The 17,709-nt window shown below is 46.5% G+C and carries 11 protein-coding genes and 3 tRNA genes; 10 read left to right on the top strand and 4 right to left on the bottom strand.

What is annotated here, in order from left to right:
* The first annotated feature begins 3 nt into the window (after window positions 1-3).
* The 3 genes from DWX84_RS06660 (at window position 4) to htpG (ending at window position 4,900) form a co-directional block, all read left to right on the top strand.
* Window positions 4-1,074 carry an HlyD family secretion protein gene (locus DWX84_RS06660; RefSeq protein ID WP_009017263.1) on the top strand — a complete coding sequence of 357 codons (1,071 nt, stop codon included), beginning with the start codon at window positions 4-6 and terminating at the stop codon, window positions 1,072-1,074.
* Window positions 1,071-2,675 carry an MFS transporter gene (locus tag DWX84_RS06665; RefSeq protein ID WP_172618150.1) on the top strand — a complete coding sequence of 535 codons (1,605 nt, stop codon included), beginning with the start codon at window positions 1,071-1,073 and terminating at the stop codon, window positions 2,673-2,675. Before DWX84_RS06660 ends, DWX84_RS06665 begins: the two co-directional genes overlap by 4 nt.
* A 170-nt stretch (window positions 2,676-2,845) precedes the next feature.
* Entirely contained in the window at window positions 2,846-4,900 is a 2,055-nt protein-coding gene (htpG, locus tag DWX84_RS06670; RefSeq protein ID WP_121960849.1) for a molecular chaperone HtpG, read from the top strand.
* A 57-nt stretch (window positions 4,901-4,957) separates the two neighbouring features.
* On the opposite strand, the gene DWX84_RS06675 is transcribed toward htpG, so the two are convergent.
* A complete protein-coding gene (locus tag DWX84_RS06675) occupies window positions 4,958-5,281 on the bottom strand; it encodes a co-chaperone YbbN (RefSeq protein WP_005862963.1) in 324 nt (107 codons plus the stop codon).
* 112 nt (window positions 5,282-5,393) lie between these two features.
* On the opposite strand from DWX84_RS06675, the gene DWX84_RS06680 reads away from it, so the two are divergent.
* The 5 genes from DWX84_RS06680 to nrfA all read left to right on the top strand — a co-directional run bounded on the left by DWX84_RS06680 (window position 5,394) and on the right by nrfA (window position 9,668).
* On the top strand, window positions 5,394-7,712 hold the full coding sequence (locus DWX84_RS06680) for a patatin-like phospholipase family protein (RefSeq protein ID WP_008772403.1): 2,319 nt from the start codon (window positions 5,394-5,396) through the stop codon (window positions 7,710-7,712).
* A 76-nt stretch (window positions 7,713-7,788) separates the two neighbouring features.
* Window positions 7,789-7,865, top strand: a tRNA-Arg gene (locus tag DWX84_RS06685).
* Between the two features lie 27 nt (window positions 7,866-7,892).
* A tRNA-Arg gene (locus DWX84_RS06690) sits at window positions 7,893-7,966 on the top strand.
* Between the two features lie 28 nt (window positions 7,967-7,994).
* A tRNA-Arg gene (locus DWX84_RS06695) sits at window positions 7,995-8,068 on the top strand.
* Window positions 8,069-8,207: 139 nt separating this feature from the next.
* The gene (gene nrfA / locus DWX84_RS06700; protein WP_005862965.1) at window positions 8,208-9,668 is read left to right on the top strand and encodes an ammonia-forming cytochrome c nitrite reductase; all 1,461 of its coding nucleotides are present in this window, start codon (window positions 8,208-8,210) and stop codon (window positions 9,666-9,668) included.
* On the opposite strand, the gene DWX84_RS06705 is transcribed toward nrfA, so the two are convergent.
* Entirely contained in the window at window positions 9,665-11,980 is a 2,316-nt protein-coding gene (locus DWX84_RS06705) for a sensor histidine kinase (RefSeq protein ID WP_048928234.1), read from the bottom strand. The genes nrfA and DWX84_RS06705 overlap by 4 nt on opposite strands.
* Window positions 11,981-12,080: 100 nt before the next feature.
* Here DWX84_RS06705 and DWX84_RS06710 point away from each other — a divergent pair, with 100 nt between their 5' ends.
* Together DWX84_RS06710 and pgk are read left to right on the top strand one after the other, a co-directional pair.
* On the top strand, window positions 12,081-12,542 hold the full coding sequence (locus DWX84_RS06710; protein ID WP_008772406.1) for a hypothetical protein: 462 nt from the start codon (window positions 12,081-12,083) through the stop codon (window positions 12,540-12,542).
* A 97-nt stretch (window positions 12,543-12,639) separates the two neighbouring features.
* Window positions 12,640-13,911 carry a phosphoglycerate kinase gene (pgk, locus tag DWX84_RS06715; protein WP_005862970.1) on the top strand — a complete coding sequence of 424 codons (1,272 nt, stop codon included), beginning with the start codon at window positions 12,640-12,642 and terminating at the stop codon, window positions 13,909-13,911.
* Window positions 13,912-14,001: 90 nt separating this feature from the next.
* Here the strand turns inward: pgk and pulA are convergent, their stop codons facing one another.
* Both pulA and dnaB read right to left on the bottom strand, forming a co-directional pair.
* On the bottom strand, window positions 14,002-15,999 hold the full coding sequence (gene pulA, locus DWX84_RS06720; RefSeq protein WP_121960850.1) for a type I pullulanase: 1,998 nt from the start codon (window positions 15,997-15,999) through the stop codon (window positions 14,002-14,004).
* Between the two features lie 129 nt (window positions 16,000-16,128).
* Complete coding sequence (gene dnaB / locus DWX84_RS06725; protein ID WP_008779715.1) at window positions 16,129-17,646, bottom strand: replicative DNA helicase; 1,518 nt, start codon at window positions 17,644-17,646, stop codon at window positions 16,129-16,131.
* Window positions 17,647-17,709 lie beyond the last annotated feature (63 nt).

A 17,709-nucleotide genomic window follows, 5' to 3' on the forward strand; every position in this document is an offset into this window, starting at 1 on the left:
ACTATGGCAAACGAATTAAAAGAGAAACATCAAAGACTAAAGAAAGTAAGGACACGGAATATAGTATTAAACTCCATATGTATCCTTTTAGCCGGTTCCGGCATTTGGTGGACAGCCAATTATTTCTGGCGTTACATCAATTATGAGGTGACAAACGATGCCTTTGTGGACCAATATATCGCCCCACTAAATATACGTGCCTCCGGCTACATAAAAGAGGTCCGTTTCAAGGAACACCAGTACGTTCACCAAGGGGACACACTTCTCATACTGGACGATCGGGAATATCGGATCAAGGTAAAAGAGGCAGAGGCCGCGTTGATCGATGCCCAAGGATCACAAGACGTACTTCGTTCCGGTATCGAGACCTCCCATACGAACATCGCCGTACAAGACGCCAACATCGCCGAGGCTAAAGCCAAGCTTTGGCAACTGGAACAGGATTATCACCGATTCGAGCGGCTGCTGAAAGAAGAATCGATCCCCGAGCAACAATACGAGCAATCCAAAGCCGCTTTCGAGGCGGCGCAAGCCCGATATCAGGCGTTGGTGGAACAAAAGAAAGCCGCTTTCTCCCAATTCACCGAAACCAGCAAGAAGACAACAGGAGCCGAGGCGGCGATCTTACGAAAAGAAGCGGATCTGGATTTAGCGAGGTTAAACCTTTCCTATACCGTTATAACCGCCCCTTACGACGGTCATGTAGGCAGACGGACCTTAGAGCCCGGACAATACGTGCAAGCCGGACAAACGATATCCTACCTCGTACGAGATAAAGACAAATGGATCACGGCCAATTACAAGGAGACCCAGATCCCCCACATCTATATCGGGCAAAAAGTACGTATCAAGGTAGACGCGTTGCCGGGAAAGATATTCAACGGGGAGGTAACCGCAATCTCCGACGCCACAGGCTCCAAATACTCATTGGTCCCGACCGACAATTCCGCCGGAAACTTCGTCAAGGTACAACAACGTATCCCGGTACGGATAGACTTGGAAAATCTATCGCAAGAAGATACGCAATACTTAAGAGCAGGCATGATGGTTGAAACAGAAGCCTTACGCAAATGATCACGATGAAAGAGCTTGGGGCACCGATCCGCCAATGGGTGCCGGACTGGTTAGGATTGATTTGCATCTTCATCGTTATCCTTCCGGTTACGATGCTAAACGGTTCGTACACCGGCAGTATGCTGGAGGTATCAAACACGCTAGGCACGAACACCGAGGATATAACCATGGGATATTACGCGGCAGCGGCGGGAATGGCGGTATCCTATCCGATTATTCCGAAGATATTAGAAGCCTTCTCTATAAAATTCTTATTGTTAGCGAATTTAGTCGCCCAGTTCTTCTTAAGCTGGATCTGTGCCCGCTCCCAGAACGCCGACATATTGATCGTCTGTAGTTTCGCGATCGGTTTCCTGAAAGGGTTTCTCATGCTGTGGTTTATCCGGTACGCACAAAAGATATTCAGCCCTAAAAATATACGTAGCCAATTCTACTCCTACTTCTATCCTTTTGTTTTCGGAGGGGGACAAGCGTCCATGCTTGTTACCGCACAGTTAGCCTACCATTACGACTGGAAATATATGTATTACTTCATGATGCTAATGATTTTATTGGCCATAGTAGTGGTAATCATCTGCTTCCGCCATAACCGGCCGATCAAGTCCATCCCCTTGGCCGATCTACACATCCGGGAAATGTTCATCATATCCACCGGATTGTTAATGCTTATGTATGTCATTAATTACGGGAAAGTACTCGACTGGATGGCATCCCCCAAGATTTGCCTTTATATCATGATCGCCCCGATATTGATCGCTTTATTTATTTGGTATCAATATCATTCGGAACGTCCGTACGTGAATCTGGCGCCTTTATACCAGCCGAAAGCCATTATCGGTTATTTCTATATGATGCTTGTCATGTTTTTCAGTACTTCGACTACCTTGTTGACCAGCTACCTGACCAGTATCTTAAAGGTAGACAGTACCCATACCTATTCCCTTTATACTTATTTGCTTCCGGGATATGTCTTGGGGGCGTTCATCTGTTTTTGGTGGTTCCGGTGGCAACGTTGGCGGTTTCGTTTCTTGATAGCGGGAGGAATGAGTTGTTTCGTCCTGTTCTTCGGGAGCCTTTATTTCGGGATCTCACCGGATAGCAGATACGAGATGCTCTACTTTCCTATATTCCTCAGGGGATTGGGCATGATGGTTCTTATCATAGCTTTCGCCTTATTTGCCGTGGAAGATTTAAATCCTAAATATTTATTGTCAAACGCTTTCTTTCTCATCATTTTCCGTTCGGTATTATCCCCCATCATGGCGACTTCTTTTTACAGTAATATACTATATCGCTTGGAACAAAAATATATGTATTCCTTATCAGAAACCGTTACGCTGGCCGATCCTCTAGCCGCCTCACGCTATAACCAAGCGCTTGGCAATGCCTTGACCCAAGGGCATCCCTACGACGAGGCAGCGCAAATGGCTACCAATACACTCTATAATACGTTACAGCAACAAAGCTTATTATTGGCGTTAAAAGAGATACTGGGGTATTTATTAGTCATCTCCTTATGCATAGCGATCGTATCCCGCTTTATCCCATTCCATAAAACCATCCGTGTTACATTCGCCAAGACAGGAGATGATATGGTTTGATCAAACTATGCCCGGCTGCAAATCTATCAGCCGGCATCTGCCTTTTTGTCATTTATAGTTTATCCGAAACATTTTGGCATTCGTTTTGTATAGGAATAGGCAGATCTTGAGAATGATCAGGATCAGGAATACGCACAAAATAACAATAAAAATAATAAGATATTCAGACTATGAGCAGTAAACAAGGTAACATCGGAGTAACATCGGAAAACATCTTTCCGATTATCAAGAAGTTCTTATACAGTGATCACGAAATCTTCCTTCGTGAACTTGTTTCTAATGCGGTAGACGCTACCCAGAAGTTAAAAACGCTTTCTTCCGTAGGCGAGTTTAAAGGCGAACTCGGTGATTTGACCGTACAGGTTAAGTTCGATGACAAAACGATCACGATCTCTGACCGGGGTATCGGTATGACAGCCGAGGAGATCGATAAGTACATCAACCAGATCGCTTTCTCCGGCGCCGAGGAGTTCGTTGAGAAATACAAGAACGACGCCGCTTCTATCATCGGTCACTTCGGTCTTGGTTTCTACTCCTCTTTCATGGTTTCCAAGAAAGTAGAGATTGTGACGAAATCGTACAAAGAAGGCGCTGTTCCCATGAAATGGAGCTGCGACGGTACGCCGGAATACTCCTTGGAGGAAACGACGAAAGAGGATCGTGGTACCGATATCATCCTGTATATAGACGACGAGAATAAAGATTTCTTGAACAAGGACAAGATCAATGGCTTGTTGACAAAATACTGCCGTTTCTTACCGGTTCCTATCGCGTTCGGCAAGAAGCAAGAGTGGAAGGATGGCAAATATGTAGATACGGACGAAGATAACGTAATCAATGACACCAAACCGGCGTGGGTTCGCAAACCGGCCGATATGACCGACGAGGATTACAAGAAGTTCTATCGTGACTTATATCCTATGACGGATGAGCCGTTGTTCTGGATTCACTTGAACGTAGACTATCCGTTCAACTTGACCGGTATCTTATATTTCCCTCGCATCAAGAGCAATATCGACTTGCATCGTAACAAGATCCAGTTATATTGCAACCAAGTATTCGTTACGGATTCCGTAGAGGGTATCGTTCCTGAGTTCTTGACATTATTGCATGGTGTATTGGATTCGCCGGATATCCCGTTGAACGTATCCCGTTCCTATTTGCAAAGCGATCAGAACGTGAAGAAGATCTCCAACCACATCACGAAGAAGGTGGCAGACCGCTTGGAAGAGATCTTCAAGAACGACCGTCCGCAGTTCGAGGAGAAATGGGATAGCTTGAAACTATTCATCCAATACGGTATGTTGACTGATGAGAAGTTCTACGACCGTGCGGCTAAGTTCGCCTTATTCAAGGACGTCGAGGGCAAATACTTCACTTTCGAGGAATACAAGAATTTAATCAAGGACAACCAAACAGACAAAGAGGGTAACTTAATCTATCTGTATACGACCAATAAAGACGAGCAATACAGCTATATACAAGCCGCAAAGGACAAAGGTTACAGCGTCTTGGAAATGGACGGACAATTGGATGTACACTTGATCGGACAATTGGAGCAGAAGTTCGAGAAGAGCCGCTTCGTTCGTGTGGATAGCGATACGATCGATAACCTGATCCGCAAGGAAGACTCGAATAAGGTAACCTTGAGCGAGGAGCAGAAAACGGCCATGCAGGAAGTATTCAAGAGTCAGATGCCGAAATTGAACAAGACCGAGTTCTACATAACATTCGAGGCATTGGGCGAAAACGCGAACCCTGTCATGTTGACACAAAGCGAGTATATGCGAAGAATGCGTGAGATTTCCGCTATGCAACCGGGTATGTCTTTCTATGGCGAGATGCCGGATAGCTTCAACTTCGTATTGAATACGGATCATCCGTTGATCAAGAAAGTATTAACAGAAGAGGAGCAAGCTTGCGACGAGAAGTTAAAACCGATCCTTAGCGATATCAAAGGATGGGAGGCTCGTCAAGCCGACTTACGTGAGGCTCAAAGCAAAAAGAAAGAAGATGAGATCACGGCGCAAGAGAAAGAGGATATGACCAACACCAACCATAAGCTGGATGAGCTTCGTGAGCAACGCAACCAAGTTCTGGCCGAGTACGCCGGTACGAACAAGACAGTTAGTCAGTTGATCGACCTTGCTTTGTTAGGAAACGGTATGCTGAAGGGAGAGGCCTTAAGCCAATTCATCAAACGTAGCGTAGAACTGATCGGATAAACCAATCCTCACATATATAAAAAACCGTTCCTTCTCGGGGGAACGGTTTTTTTAGTTTCAGCCCACGACATCCTCGACCACTTTCCGCAACCTATCCAAGCTCATCTCGCCGGATTGTCTCCACAAAGCCTCCCCTTTCCGTAGCAGGATAAAAGTAGGAATCGATTCCACCGTATACAAATCGGCAAGAGCGCTCTCCTCCTCGATATTGATTTGTACCACTTCTAATTTTCCTTTCTCCAATTCCTTGAACTCCTTCACGATCGGCATCATTTTCTGGCAATGAGGGCACCAATCCGCATAAAACTCAGCCATGACCAAAGCACCGGTCTCCATAACGGTCTTATTCCGCTCTTCCCTATTCAATTCTTTCTCTTTCATAACATCATCTGTTTTAATTGTATTGATAACTCAACAATACGAAAAAACAAAATGTTTATGTTTCTAAAGAAATACTTCTTACATTTGGAGAAGAAAAACAGATTGGGTTCATATGAGGAAAATAACAGTTATCATAGCCTTATTCCTTGCTGCCATTCAGATTGTTTCCGCCCAGAAAGTAGGGTTGGTACTCAGTGGCGGCGGTGCCAAAGGAGCGGCACATATCGGAGTGATCAAGGCGCTGGAAGAAAATAATATACCGATCGATTACATTACCGGTACCTCCATCGGGGCGATTATCGGTAGTTTATACGCTATGGGGTATTCCCCCGAGGAGATGCTGGAGCTGATGCTTTCCAAGGAGTTCGCCTATTGGCAAACAGGTACGGTGGAGGAGCAATATACCTATTATTTCAAGGAGCCTTACCCGACCCCGGAATTTGCGCATTTCTCCATCGATATGTCCGATTCCCTACAGATCAAGGCTAGCTTCTTACCGCAAAGCTTGATCAATCCCATACAGATGAATCAGGCGTTCATGGCCTTGTTCTCGCAGGCGACGGCAAAGGCGGGGTGGAATTTCGACAACCTGTTTGTCCCTTTCCGTTGCGTGGCCTCGGATATATATACTAAAAAGCCGATCATCTTTAAGAATGGGGATCTGGGAGACGCCGTACGTGCCTCCATGACTTTCCCGTTTTTCTTCCAGCCCATATGGAAAGACAGTATTCCTTTATTCGATGGAGGTATCTACGATAATTTCCCGGTAGGCCCGATGAAAGACGCGTTCCACCCGGATTTCATTTTCGGATCGACAGTATCGGGAGGGAACAAAAAGCCTTCGGAGAATCCTTATAACCAGATCGAGACCATGATCATGCAAAAGACCGACTATGAGGTACCGGAAGAAGATGGCATGATGATTAAATTCAGTTTCCCTACCGTCTCCTTATTGGATTTCCAGAAAGGCAAGGAGCTTATGGACATCGGTTATAAACGTACCCTTTCCATGATCGACTCCATCAAGCAACGGGTTCCCCGGGAAGTGCCTTTAAATGAGGTTACCGAAAGAAGAAAAGCCTATAAAGAGAACCTTCCCCCGCTGATCTTCCGCAATATTTACGTGACGGGCGTATCCGAGGCCCAGCGTAAATACATAGAGGCCCAATTACACAGGGATATCAATAACGAGTTCTCCATGGAAGAGTTCAAGCGGGCTTATTTCAAGATGCTGACCTATTCCAAGATTAGGGAAATCATGCCGCATGCCGTTTATAACCGGAAAGAGAAGAAATTCGATCTTTATCTGGACGTGAAGATGAAAGAAGAGATCACGGTTGGCTTCGGTGGAAACGTATCGTCTCATCAAGCGAATCAATTATACCTAGGATTGGGGTATCAATATCTGGGACGGTTCGCCGCCGACGTAAACTCGAACTTTCAAGTGGGTAACTCCTTTAGTGGTGTCATGTTGAGTGGCCGGATGTACCTGCAAACGCAAATCCCCACTTATTTAAATTGGCAAGGAGTCTTCTCGGACAAGAAATATACGGAAAGCCAATCCCTCTTTTATGAGGATATAGTGCCCGCCATGATTAAGCAGAAAGAACTGTACATGAAACTAAAATTAGGCTTCCCCTTCCTCAACCACGCGAAAGCGGAGATCGGGTTCGCCTACGGACGGTTGAACGATTTCTATTTGCAGAGCACCACGATACCTTTCCCGAACGCCTCTTTCGACCATAGCTGGTACGATTTATTCAGTGGTTCGTTAAGTATCGAGCAAAACTCACTCAACACCAAACAATACCCGATAAGCGGAAAGCAGCAATTCCTAATCGCCCAATACGTAACCGGTACGGAGAAGTACACTCCATCCCCCACTTCCGCCACGACGGAAGCCCCGATTGGTCGCAAAGTGCATAGCTGGCTGCAACTGAAAGGGCGCTGGAACCAATACCAGACGCTGAGCAACCGTTTCAACTTAGGTTATTTGGCGGAAATGGTCATATCCAGCAAGAACCTCATGAATAACTATACGGCTAGCGTATTACAGGCCCCGGCGTTTACCCCGACACCCCATAGCGAGATTGTATTCAACGAGGCGTTCCGGGCGAACCAATATGTGGCTTTCGGGCTTTCCCCGATCTTGAAGTTAAGCAAGCTTCTGCACTTCCGGTTGGATATGTATGGCTTCGCTCCGCTCTATGAAATACAAAAGACGGTGCCGGAAAACAACCCGTATGTCGGAATCCCACATTATGGTAAGTTTTTGCACTCGTTTAATTATATGGGTGAAGCGGCGGTCGTATTGCAATTGCCATTTTTATGTATAAGTCTGTACGCCAACGGATACAGTTATCCGAAGGAGAATTTCAACTTTGGCTTAAACATTGGTTATCTGATCTTCAATCCAAAAATGTTAGATTAAATTCGCAAAAAAGTAGTCGAAACGTTTGCATATTTAAAACAAAAACGTACCTTTGCACTCGCAATCACGAAACAATGGCCGCGTAGCTCAACTGAATAGAGTAGCTGACTACGGATCAGCCGGTTACAGGTTTGAATCCTGTCGCGGTCACCATTCGAAGATAGCAATAGAATATATCTTGGCTCCTTAGCTCAACTGAATAGAGCATCTGACTACGGATCAGAAGGTTAAAGGTTTGAATCCTTTAGGAGTCACTTGAATATTCAAATTCATTTACAGATTGGCTCGCTAGCTCAACTGAATAGAGCATCTGACTACGGATCAGAAGGTTATAGGTTTGAATCCTATGCGAGTCACTTGAGAATCCTTATTTCATTCAGCGTCTTCGGAAGCAATGAAATAAGGATTTTTTCAATTTCTACCGGTCGTATCATTATTATTCATATATTCGCAGTTAATACAAAGAATATTTTATTTAAGATAAAAGGTAAACACTTGAAAGCACACTATAAAACTTCTATAGCCATAAGTCTAATCGTCATTATCGTATTAGTGATCTTACGTACCACTGTTACCGGACAAGATAGCATCAAATTCATCGACGATACCGATGATCAGCCAATAGATCAACAAAACAGCGACTCTATAGACCTTCGTTATTCCAATGAGTACCAAAGTTGGAAACAAACCTCGGACACGACTTTCCGCAGTTTGTTTAATGGGAACCAACAAGCTGATATCTTGGCCGAACATCCCGTAATGGTGGTATTATGGGCAGGATACGCTTTCTCCAAAGATTATCTAAGTCCCAGAGGGCATATGTATTCCATAGAAGATCTATACAAAAGCCTGCGGACCGGCTCTCCCATGACCCCGACGAGTGGCCCCCAGCCTGCCGCATGCTGGGCATGTAAAAGTCCGGACATACCCCGCTTATTAACGACCACCGATGCCAAGACCTTATATAAGAAGAAATGGGCGGAGCTAGGCAACGAGATCGTAAATCCAATCGGATGCGCAGACTGCCATGAACCGCAAAGCATGGGATTGCGCGTGACCCGCTCATTCTTGAAAAGTGCCTATAAGCGCAACGGATTACGTATAGAGGACGCAACCGAGCAAGAGATGCGATCTCTAGTATGCGCCCAATGCCACGCCGAATATTATTTCCAAGGAGAAGATCGTATACTAACCTTACCTTGGGATCAAGGTTATACGGTAGAAAATATAGAAGCCTATTACGACAGCATAAACTTCACCGATTTCACCCATAAATTAAGCCGGGCACATTTGATAAAGGCGCAACATCCGGATTTCGAGTTATTCCAGATGGGCATTCACGGGCAAAGAGGCGTTTCCTGCGGAGAATGCCATATGCCTGCTGTCGGGGAAGATGAGAACCGGTACAACAACCATCATATCAAAAGCCCGTTGGCGATGATAGACCGTACTTGCCAAGCCTGCCACCGGGAAAGTGAGGAGACCTTACGCAAGGATGTTTATGAACGGCAAAACAAAGTCTACGCCATACGCATGCGTGTAGAGGAAGAATTGACAAAAGCCCATATAGAAGCGAAATTCGCTTGGGACAAAGGCGCTACGGAATCTCAAATGAAAAACGTATTAAAACTGCTCCGGCAGGCACAATGGCGTTGGGACTTCGCCGTGGCCTCACACGGGGCGGCTTTCCACGCGCCCCAAGAAGTCACACGTATCTTGGGCAGCGGACTCGATAAGGCTACCCAAGCCCGCATCCAGATCATGAAGGTCTTAGCGCAGCTAGGCTATACCCAAGATGTTCCGATGCCGGATATCTCCACAAAAGCGAAAGCCCAGCAATATATCGGCCTCGATATGGAAGCCGAGCAACAGGCCAAACAAAAGTTTTTAGAAACCGTCATCCCCCAATGGCAGGAAGAAGCGAGAGCCAATAAACGATTCATCGAAGGTAATTAAGTTCTTTCCTCCAGCTCCAATCCCGGGGTATAAGGTAGCGAGATCGTAAACTTACTACCTACGCCAACCTCGGATTCCAACGATATGCTTCCATGAAACGTATGAACGATACTCTGGCAGATCGCTAACCCCAAGCCTGTACCTTGAGCAAACTCATCCAGTTTCTGGAAACGCTCGAATACCTTTTCCTTTTTATCATCAGGAATGCCCTTACCCGTATCTTTCACGGAAATAAGGATCGATTTTCCATCTGCGCTAAGTTCGTATCCGATCTCGATATATCCCTTAGCGGTAAACTTCACCGCATTATTAATGAAATTGGTACAAACCTGCGTCAACCGGAAATGATCCGAACGGATGATAAGAGGTTCATGGGGAACCCTTATCTTTAACTCCACTCCCTCCGGCATCATCAATTGATGCGTATGGAAGATATCTCCCATCAGTTTACTCAGATCGAGGTTCTCATAAGAGAAAGACATGCTACCGGATTCTATGCGTGATAGATCCAAGATATCGTTGATCAGCTTAAGCAACAGGTCACTGTTTTTGGTAATCAGATCTATAAACTCCGCCTTTTCCTCCGGTTCCAAAGGCATATCCGAATTGAGCAATTGGGAGAAGCCTACGATCGCATTCAGAGGCGTACGTATCTCATGGCTCATATTCGCCAGAAAGACTAATTTCATCCGATCGGATTCCTCCGCTTTCCGGCGGGCGGCTATAAGGCTATTCTCCGTGTCTTTTATCCGCTGGATATTCAAGCATAAGCCACTTACCTCAACAGCTTCGTCATCGGAAACCGAATCTTTCTCATTCTTATTTTGGGCATAGCGAAATTCCCACCACTCATACCCCTTCTTATTAAAGTTACAACGACGTTGCGTCACTTTCCGGGAAAGAAAGCCACTATCCAGCAGATTCCGGTCTCGAAGGAAATTATCCAGTTCTTCAGGATGTATAGCATCCTGAAACTCCTCGATTTTCATCGGCACACAGGGCATACCTAAGTAATGGTAGAATCTATTATCAAACTCGAATACCCCTTTGCTATACCGAAAAGCGAAAATGTTGCCGCTATCCAACGCAAAAGAAAGAAAAGTCTTCTCCCTTTTTAACTTCTCCTGCGCATCCTTCTTATGTAAAGCCTCCTGTATATATCGCTTTCTTTGGTAACTAAAAAGCAGAAGCAACATCACCACCAGAATAAAGCCGGCAGCCCATATATAATATTTATATTGAACGACAAACGGCATATTCGCGATAATAGCTCCTTCCGGCAATTTACTACTATCAATGCTCCATCGTTCTAACACACCGTAATCAAAAACATAAGCCTTGTTACTCTCTTCGATTTGCGGAAAATCGGACGGGGGCGTTCCTTTCAAGATAGAGACGACCCGGTTTACAGCTGCCTCTACCTCATCCTTAAAGACAGTTACATACCCGCCAACTACGCCATTCTGATTTCCGATCAACTCATTGATCACGGAGAAACATGGAAAGGCGCTGAGCCGCCCCAACGAGATTGTCATATAATCCCTCTTGGTTGCCAGATACGCTTTATTATAATAATTCTCGCCGAATCCCTTAATCAGGGCATTCGCCGATTTCGTACTGAGTGTGCTTATATACATCGTATCCGGCTTTATCTTAGGTATATCCGATATCGAAATCCCGTTCTTTCCGGATAAACGTACCCGATCCAAGGAATATATATTGTTCACGGCACAAATATCCTGAATCTGCGCATTCATGTCCGCCAGCATCATATTATCCTGAAAGGTATCGTCCGAGACTCTTATGACGATGCAATTACCAACAAGCCGCCGTATCAATTCTATATTCCTCTTATAATCCGGTTTATCATAAAAGCCCATCATATTCGGATATTTCCGGATGATCGGGATATTGGGATAACTAACCCCCATAAACACGACCGGGATCGATTTAGCGAGGGGATGCCTGCTACTTATCAAAGCGTTCAAGGCTTGATCGTCATTGACCAGAATAATATCCGGGTTCCATGTCGATAACTCATTCAGTTTCTTGAATAATTTCTGTCGCTGTTGCTTCTCCGAATATTGCTCACAATCCAAATAAAAAGAATAGACACTCGCATGTATCCCCTTCTTCCGCAAATCACTCGACATGATTTCCTTCATCTTCTCATAGGCGGGAAAATGTTTTTCGTAAGATTGAATCACGAGTATACGCTTCTCCTCCGATAAGTCTGTAGAGGATTTACATGATATACAGGTAACAAAGAGAAATATGATGGATATTATTCCAAATAAGCGCTTAGCTGGCATATCGTTCCTTTAAGGTGTTTTCTATGACTTTACAAAACTAAAGATTTATTTCGTACATTTGAGCATATTTTTCACGAAATACAATCAAAACATCAAATATATGAAACAAGAAATCCAACTGAACGAACACAACAAGCAAGAGTATCCTCCTATGCACACGGCGGAACATATCTTAAACCAGACAATGGTACGGATGTTCGGATGTCCCAGATCCAAGAACGCACACATAGAGAGGAAGAAGTCTAAATGCGATTATCTATTGGCGGAAGAGCCCAGTGCGGAGGTCATGGCCGAGGTTGAGAAGAAGATAAACGAGGTGATCGACCGGCACCTGCCCGTAACCATCGAGTTCATGCCGAAAGAAGAGGCCGGAGATATCGTGGATTTAAGTAAATTGCCCGACGATGCCAGCGATACATTACGTATCGTACGCATAGGCGATTACGATGCCTGCGCATGTATCGGATCGCACGTGGCGAATACATCCGAGATCGGACATTTCAAGCTGTTGAATTACGACTATGCCGACGGGAGATTACGGCTACGTTTCAAATTGGTATAAAATTTAAAGCAAGCGCAAACGGTCAAATAAAAATATTTTATGTAAGTTTGCAAGCGATTAAAGGAACATTTTAATACAGACATTAAATACAATAGTTATGCAAACAATTGACAATTTCAATTTTGCCGGCAAAAAGGCATTTGTAAGAGTTGACTTTAACGTTCCATTGGACGAAAACTTCAACATCACCGACGACACTCGTATGCGTGCCGCTCTTCCTACATTAAAGAAGATCTTAGCGGATGGTGGTAGCGTAATTATCGGTTCTCACCTAGGTCGTCCGAAAGGCGCTACTGATAAGTTCTCCTTAAAGCACATATTGAAGCACCTTTCTGAGTTGTTAGGCGTAGATGTTCAGTTTGCAAACGACTGTATTGGCGAAGAAGCCGGCGCTAAGGCTGCCGCTTTGCAACCGGGCGAAGCTTTGTTGCTTGAGAACCTTCGTTTCTACGCTGAGGAAGAAGGCAAACCAAGAGGTTTGGCTGAAGACGCTTCTGACGAGGAGAAGAAGGCTGCCAAGAAAGCCGTTAAAGAAAGCCAGAAAGAGTTCACGAAGAGATTGGCCTCTTACGCTGACTGCTATGTAAACGACGCGTTCGGTACCGCTCACCGTGCTCACGCTTCTACGGCTTTGATCGCTGACTACTTCGATACGGACAACAAGATGTTCGGTTATTTGATGGAAAAAGAAGTGAAGGCTGTCGATAAGGTTATGAACGACATCCAACGTCCGTTCACCGCTATCATGGGTGGTTCTAAGGTTTCCTCCAAGATCGAGATCATCGAGAACTTGTTGAACAAGGTAGACAACTTGATCATCACGGGTGGTATGACTTATACTTTCACGAAAGCGCAAGGCGGTAAGATCGGTAAGTCTATCTGCGAGGACGATAAGCTGGATCTTGCTCTTGATTTGATCAAGAAAGCGAAAGAAAAAGGCGTAAACTTGGTATTGGCTGTTGACGCTAAGATCGCTGACGATTTCAGCAACGACGCTAAGACTGATTTCGCTCCGGTAGATCAGATTCCTGATGGTTGGGAAGGTCTTGACATAGGTCCGAAGACCGAGGCTATCTACGCTGACGTTATCAAGAACTCTAAGACGATCCTTTGGAACGGTCCTACGGGTGTATTTGAGTTCGAGAACTTCACGCACGGATCTCGTACGGTTGGTGAGGCTATCGTTGAGGCTACGAAGAACGGCGCTTTCTCTTTAGTAGGTGGTGGCGACTCTGTTGCTTGCGTTAACAAATTCGGTTTGGCTAACGGCGTATCTTACGTTTCTACAGGTGGTGGCGCTCTTCTTGAGGCTATCGAAGGTAAGGTCCTTCCGGGTATCGCAGCTGTAAAAGGCGAGGCTTACAAATAATCAGATAAGTAAGTGATTTAATAAAAAATCCCCCGGGACGCTCGAGATATTCGAGATGTCCCGGGGGATTTTCTTTGATTTAGTTCCGTATTAATCTTGTTTCAAGATCAAGGCGGAAGAGGCGCTTACGGTAGTTTTACCCTGTACGGAACCTTTACCGTCCAGATAAATCCGACCGTCTTTACAAACCGGAATCCATGTTCCTTCCGGCAGAGAAACCGTTACCGCCTTCCGGTTCCCGTTAAAGATAACCATAATCTTCTTCCAACTATCCCCGTTCGCATGTTCCCCTAAGGTATACGCTACGACACCGGGCTGGTTCACTTCTTGGAATTGAAGGGCCTCCCTCACTCCCTCGGCCGTGGCGATACGGAAAGCCGGGTGCGACTTACGAAGGGCGATCAAATCCTTGTAATAGTTGAAAACATCCTTGTTTTTTGCCTTCAAAGACCAGTCGATCTCATTGATTGAATCGGGCGATTGATAGCTGTTATGTACGCCCTTCTTATCGTGCAGCAACTCCTCTCCTGCCCGCATGAAGGGAACTCCTTGCGAGGTGAAGATGATGGTCTGGGCCAACTTGCCGAATCGTATCAACTCATCCGGGGTAGCGTCTTTCGGGGCCGAGAGCTTCAACTTATCCATCAAACAAAGATCATCGTGGCAAGAGACATAGTTGATCACTTGCGTAGGCTTGTTCGCATAAGGCGCTTTGCAATATAATATTTGGTTATAGTCGATTTGCGGATGGCGGATAGCGCCTACAATACCGAACTTAATAGACTCCTCGTTACCTTCCGGCTTTCCGGAGGCGAAACCGGCCTGTGTAGTCTCGAATACGCTTCCTTTTAAAGCATCCCGCAGGTCATCGCTAAATACGGCCACATCATTCAGTTTCGGGGCGTTTACCTTGATCGCCCTCTGATCCTCCGGTAGCGGGGAATCGCTGGCGGTCCAGCCCTCGCCGTATACGAAGATGGAAGGATCTAGTTTGGTTAACTCGGCTTTTACCTCGTTCATGGTCTCTACGTCATGGATGCCCATCAAGTCGAAACGGAAACCATCCACATGGTATTCCTCGGCCCAATATTTCACGGACTCCACGATATAGCGGCGTACCATCGCCCGCTCCGAAGCGGTCTCATTACCACAGCCGGAGGCATCCGAATAGCTTCCGTCCAGTTTATGACGGTAGAAGTAACCGGGGACGGTCAAGCTGAAATTCGACCCGTCACCCACGAAGGTATGATTGTAAACCACGTCCATGATCACACGGATACCATTCCGGTGCAACCCCCGCACCATCTCCTTGAACTCACGAATACGAGCCTCGGGATTGTAAGGATCGGTGGAATAGCTCCCCTCGGGGGCGTTATAGTTCTTGGGATCATACCCCCAATTGTACACATTATCTTGCAAGCGGGTCTCGTCCACCGAGCCATAATCATAGGAAGGAAGGATATGGACATGGGTAACGCCCAACTCCTTCAGATGATCCACGCCGGTAGCCACGCCGCCCGGACCTTTCGTGCCGTTCTCCGCCAAGGCGAGAAACTTACCTTTATGCGTCACGCCGGAGTTCGCGGCGATCGAGAAATCCCGATGATGCATCTCGTAGATGATAATATCGGAGAAGCTTTTCAACTCGGGAGATTTATCCGCCTCCCAGCCCTCCGGATCGGTAGCCGCCCAATCGATCACGGCCGCACGGTTTCCATTCACCCCGACGGCTTTCGCCCAGATACCGGGAGTCTCATCCAGCCATTTATCGCCGATACGGATCTGGAAGGTATAGAAGGAGCCTTTCAGATCCTCGCTCACGGAGATACGCCACGTACCCTTATCCGAGGATTTCATCGGCAACCGGCGGACAGGCTCCCCTCCTTCACCGGAGGCGTAAAGATTCAAGCGGACTTCTTCCGCTGTCGGGGCCCAAAGGGTGAACACGGATTTCGTGGGAGAATAGAACAACTCCAGATCGTCTCCCTCATAGGAAGGGTATTCATCAAAGGATTTGTATTCTTTCGGCGAGTTGCAGCTAAGCAACAGCGACAGGTATATAGATACCGGAACTAAGTGTCTCGTCATGGCTGATTCAGTAATTTGTTTTCAATCACAAAGATAGAAGATTCGAACCGGATTCGCCAACGAAACAGAAAAGAAGAGGCGAAAAATCTACCGCAAACGTTTTCGCCTCTTTCGTTCATTCATGCTATATTAAAACGGAACCTCGTTGCTGCTACCTTGACTTAGGAAATCAGCTCCCGGCGATGGGATCGGGGGCATCGGGTCTCCACCGTTCATGGTTGAGGAGAATTCCCTTACCGCTATATCTTCCTCTACGTTCATAAACTTGGCGAACTCGCTCTTAAAGCGCAGCCGGACATCCCCCACGGCACCGTTACGATGCTTGGCGATAATGATCTCGGCAAGACCGATCAGAGAATTTCCCCGCTCATCTTCCGTAATCTTATAATATTCGGGACGGTGGATGAAACATACCATATCGGCATCCTGCTCGATAGCTCCGGACTCACGCAAGTCGGCTAGCTGCGGACGCTTACCTTCCACGCCTTGACGGGCTTCCACACCACGGTTCAACTGCGACAAGGCGATGATCGGGATATTCAATTCCTTGGCCAATCCCTTCAACGAGCGGGAGATCGTACTCACCTCCTGCTCACGGCTACCGAAGTTCATACCGCTGGCGTTCATCAACTGAAGGTAGTCGATAATGATACATTTAATGCCATGCTCACGCACCAGACGACGGGCTTTCGTCCGCAGCTCGAAGACGGACAAGCTCGGGGTATCGTCCACGAAGATCGGGGCGTCGTAAAGCTCCTTGATCTTAAAATCCAGCTGTTCCCACTCGTAGCTCTCCAAGCGTCCGCTCTTGATCTTCTCGCCCGGTATCTCGCAGACATTCACGATCAGACGGTTTACCAACTGCACGTTACTCATCTCGAGCGAGAACAGGGCGACAGGCGTATTGAAATTCACCGCCATATTCTTCGCCATGGAAAGAACGAAGGCCGTCTTACCCATGGCCGGACGGGCGGCGATAATGATAAGGTCTGAATTCTGCCAACCGGAAGTCATCTTATCCAACCCCTCGAAGCCCGTACGCAATCCGCTCAGACCTTCCTTCTGGAGGGCCGCCTTTTGCAACATCTCCATAGCGTCCTTGATGACGGGGTTGATCTGGGTGACATCCTTCTTTACGTTACGTTGCGAGATCTCGAACAACTTGCCCTCCGCCTCTTGCATCAGGTCCTCTACATCGAGCGTCTCATCAAATGCCTTTCCTTGGATCATCGCCGTGAAAGAGATCAACTCCCTCGCCAGATATTTCTGGGCAATGATCCGGGCGTGATACTCGATATGGGCGCTACTGGCCACCTTGCTGGTAAGTTGAGAGATATAAAACGGTCCGCCTACATCCTCCAATTCTCCCCGTTTCTTCAATTGCTCCGTTACGGTAAGCATATCCACGGGACGCTGGCTCAACGCCAAGTCTACGATAGCGGCATAAATCTTCTCATGCGCTTTCTCATAGAAACACTCCGGCTTCAAGATCTCGCTGACGATCGAGTACGCATCTTTCTCCAGCATCAACGCACCCAACACAGCCTCCTCCAACTCACGGGCCTGTGGCTGAAGACGCCCCATATCGGGGAGCATCTCCACAGGCTTTTTCCTTCCTCTTCCTGTATTTCTTGTTCCTTCTGCCATCATTCTTTCTATTTGGGGAGTCAAAGGTAATATCTTTTACCCATTTCTGAAAAAGATTCTTTA

Origin of the sequence: Parabacteroides sp. AF21-43, from assembly GCF_003635435.1 — a bacterium.
GTDB classification, from domain to species: Bacteria; Bacteroidota; Bacteroidia; order Bacteroidales; family Tannerellaceae; genus Parabacteroides; species Parabacteroides distasonis.

Coding starts and splice junctions, on each gene's coding strand:
- DWX84_RS06660 (WP_009017263.1), top strand. CDS start 4: ATGGCAAACGAATTAAAAGAGAAACATCAAAGACTAAAGAAAGTAAGG.
- DWX84_RS06665 (WP_172618150.1), top strand. CDS start 1,071: ATGATCACGATGAAAGAGCTTGGGGCACCGATCCGCCAATGGGTGCCG.
- htpG (WP_121960849.1), top strand. CDS start 2,846: ATGAGCAGTAAACAAGGTAACATCGGAGTAACATCGGAAAACATCTTT.
- DWX84_RS06675 (WP_005862963.1), bottom strand. CDS start 5,281: ATGAAAGAGAAAGAATTGAATAGGGAAGAGCGGAATAAGACCGTTATG.
- DWX84_RS06680 (WP_008772403.1), top strand. CDS start 5,394: ATGAGGAAAATAACAGTTATCATAGCCTTATTCCTTGCTGCCATTCAG.
- DWX84_RS06705 (WP_048928234.1), bottom strand. CDS start 11,980: ATGCCAGCTAAGCGCTTATTTGGAATAATATCCATCATATTTCTCTTT.
- DWX84_RS06710 (WP_008772406.1), top strand. CDS start 12,081: ATGAAACAAGAAATCCAACTGAACGAACACAACAAGCAAGAGTATCCT.
- pgk (WP_005862970.1), top strand. CDS start 12,640: ATGCAAACAATTGACAATTTCAATTTTGCCGGCAAAAAGGCATTTGTA.
- pulA (WP_121960850.1), bottom strand. CDS start 15,999: ATGACGAGACACTTAGTTCCGGTATCTATATACCTGTCGCTGTTGCTT.
- dnaB (WP_008779715.1), bottom strand. CDS start 17,646: ATGGCAGAAGGAACAAGAAATACAGGAAGAGGAAGGAAAAAGCCTGTG.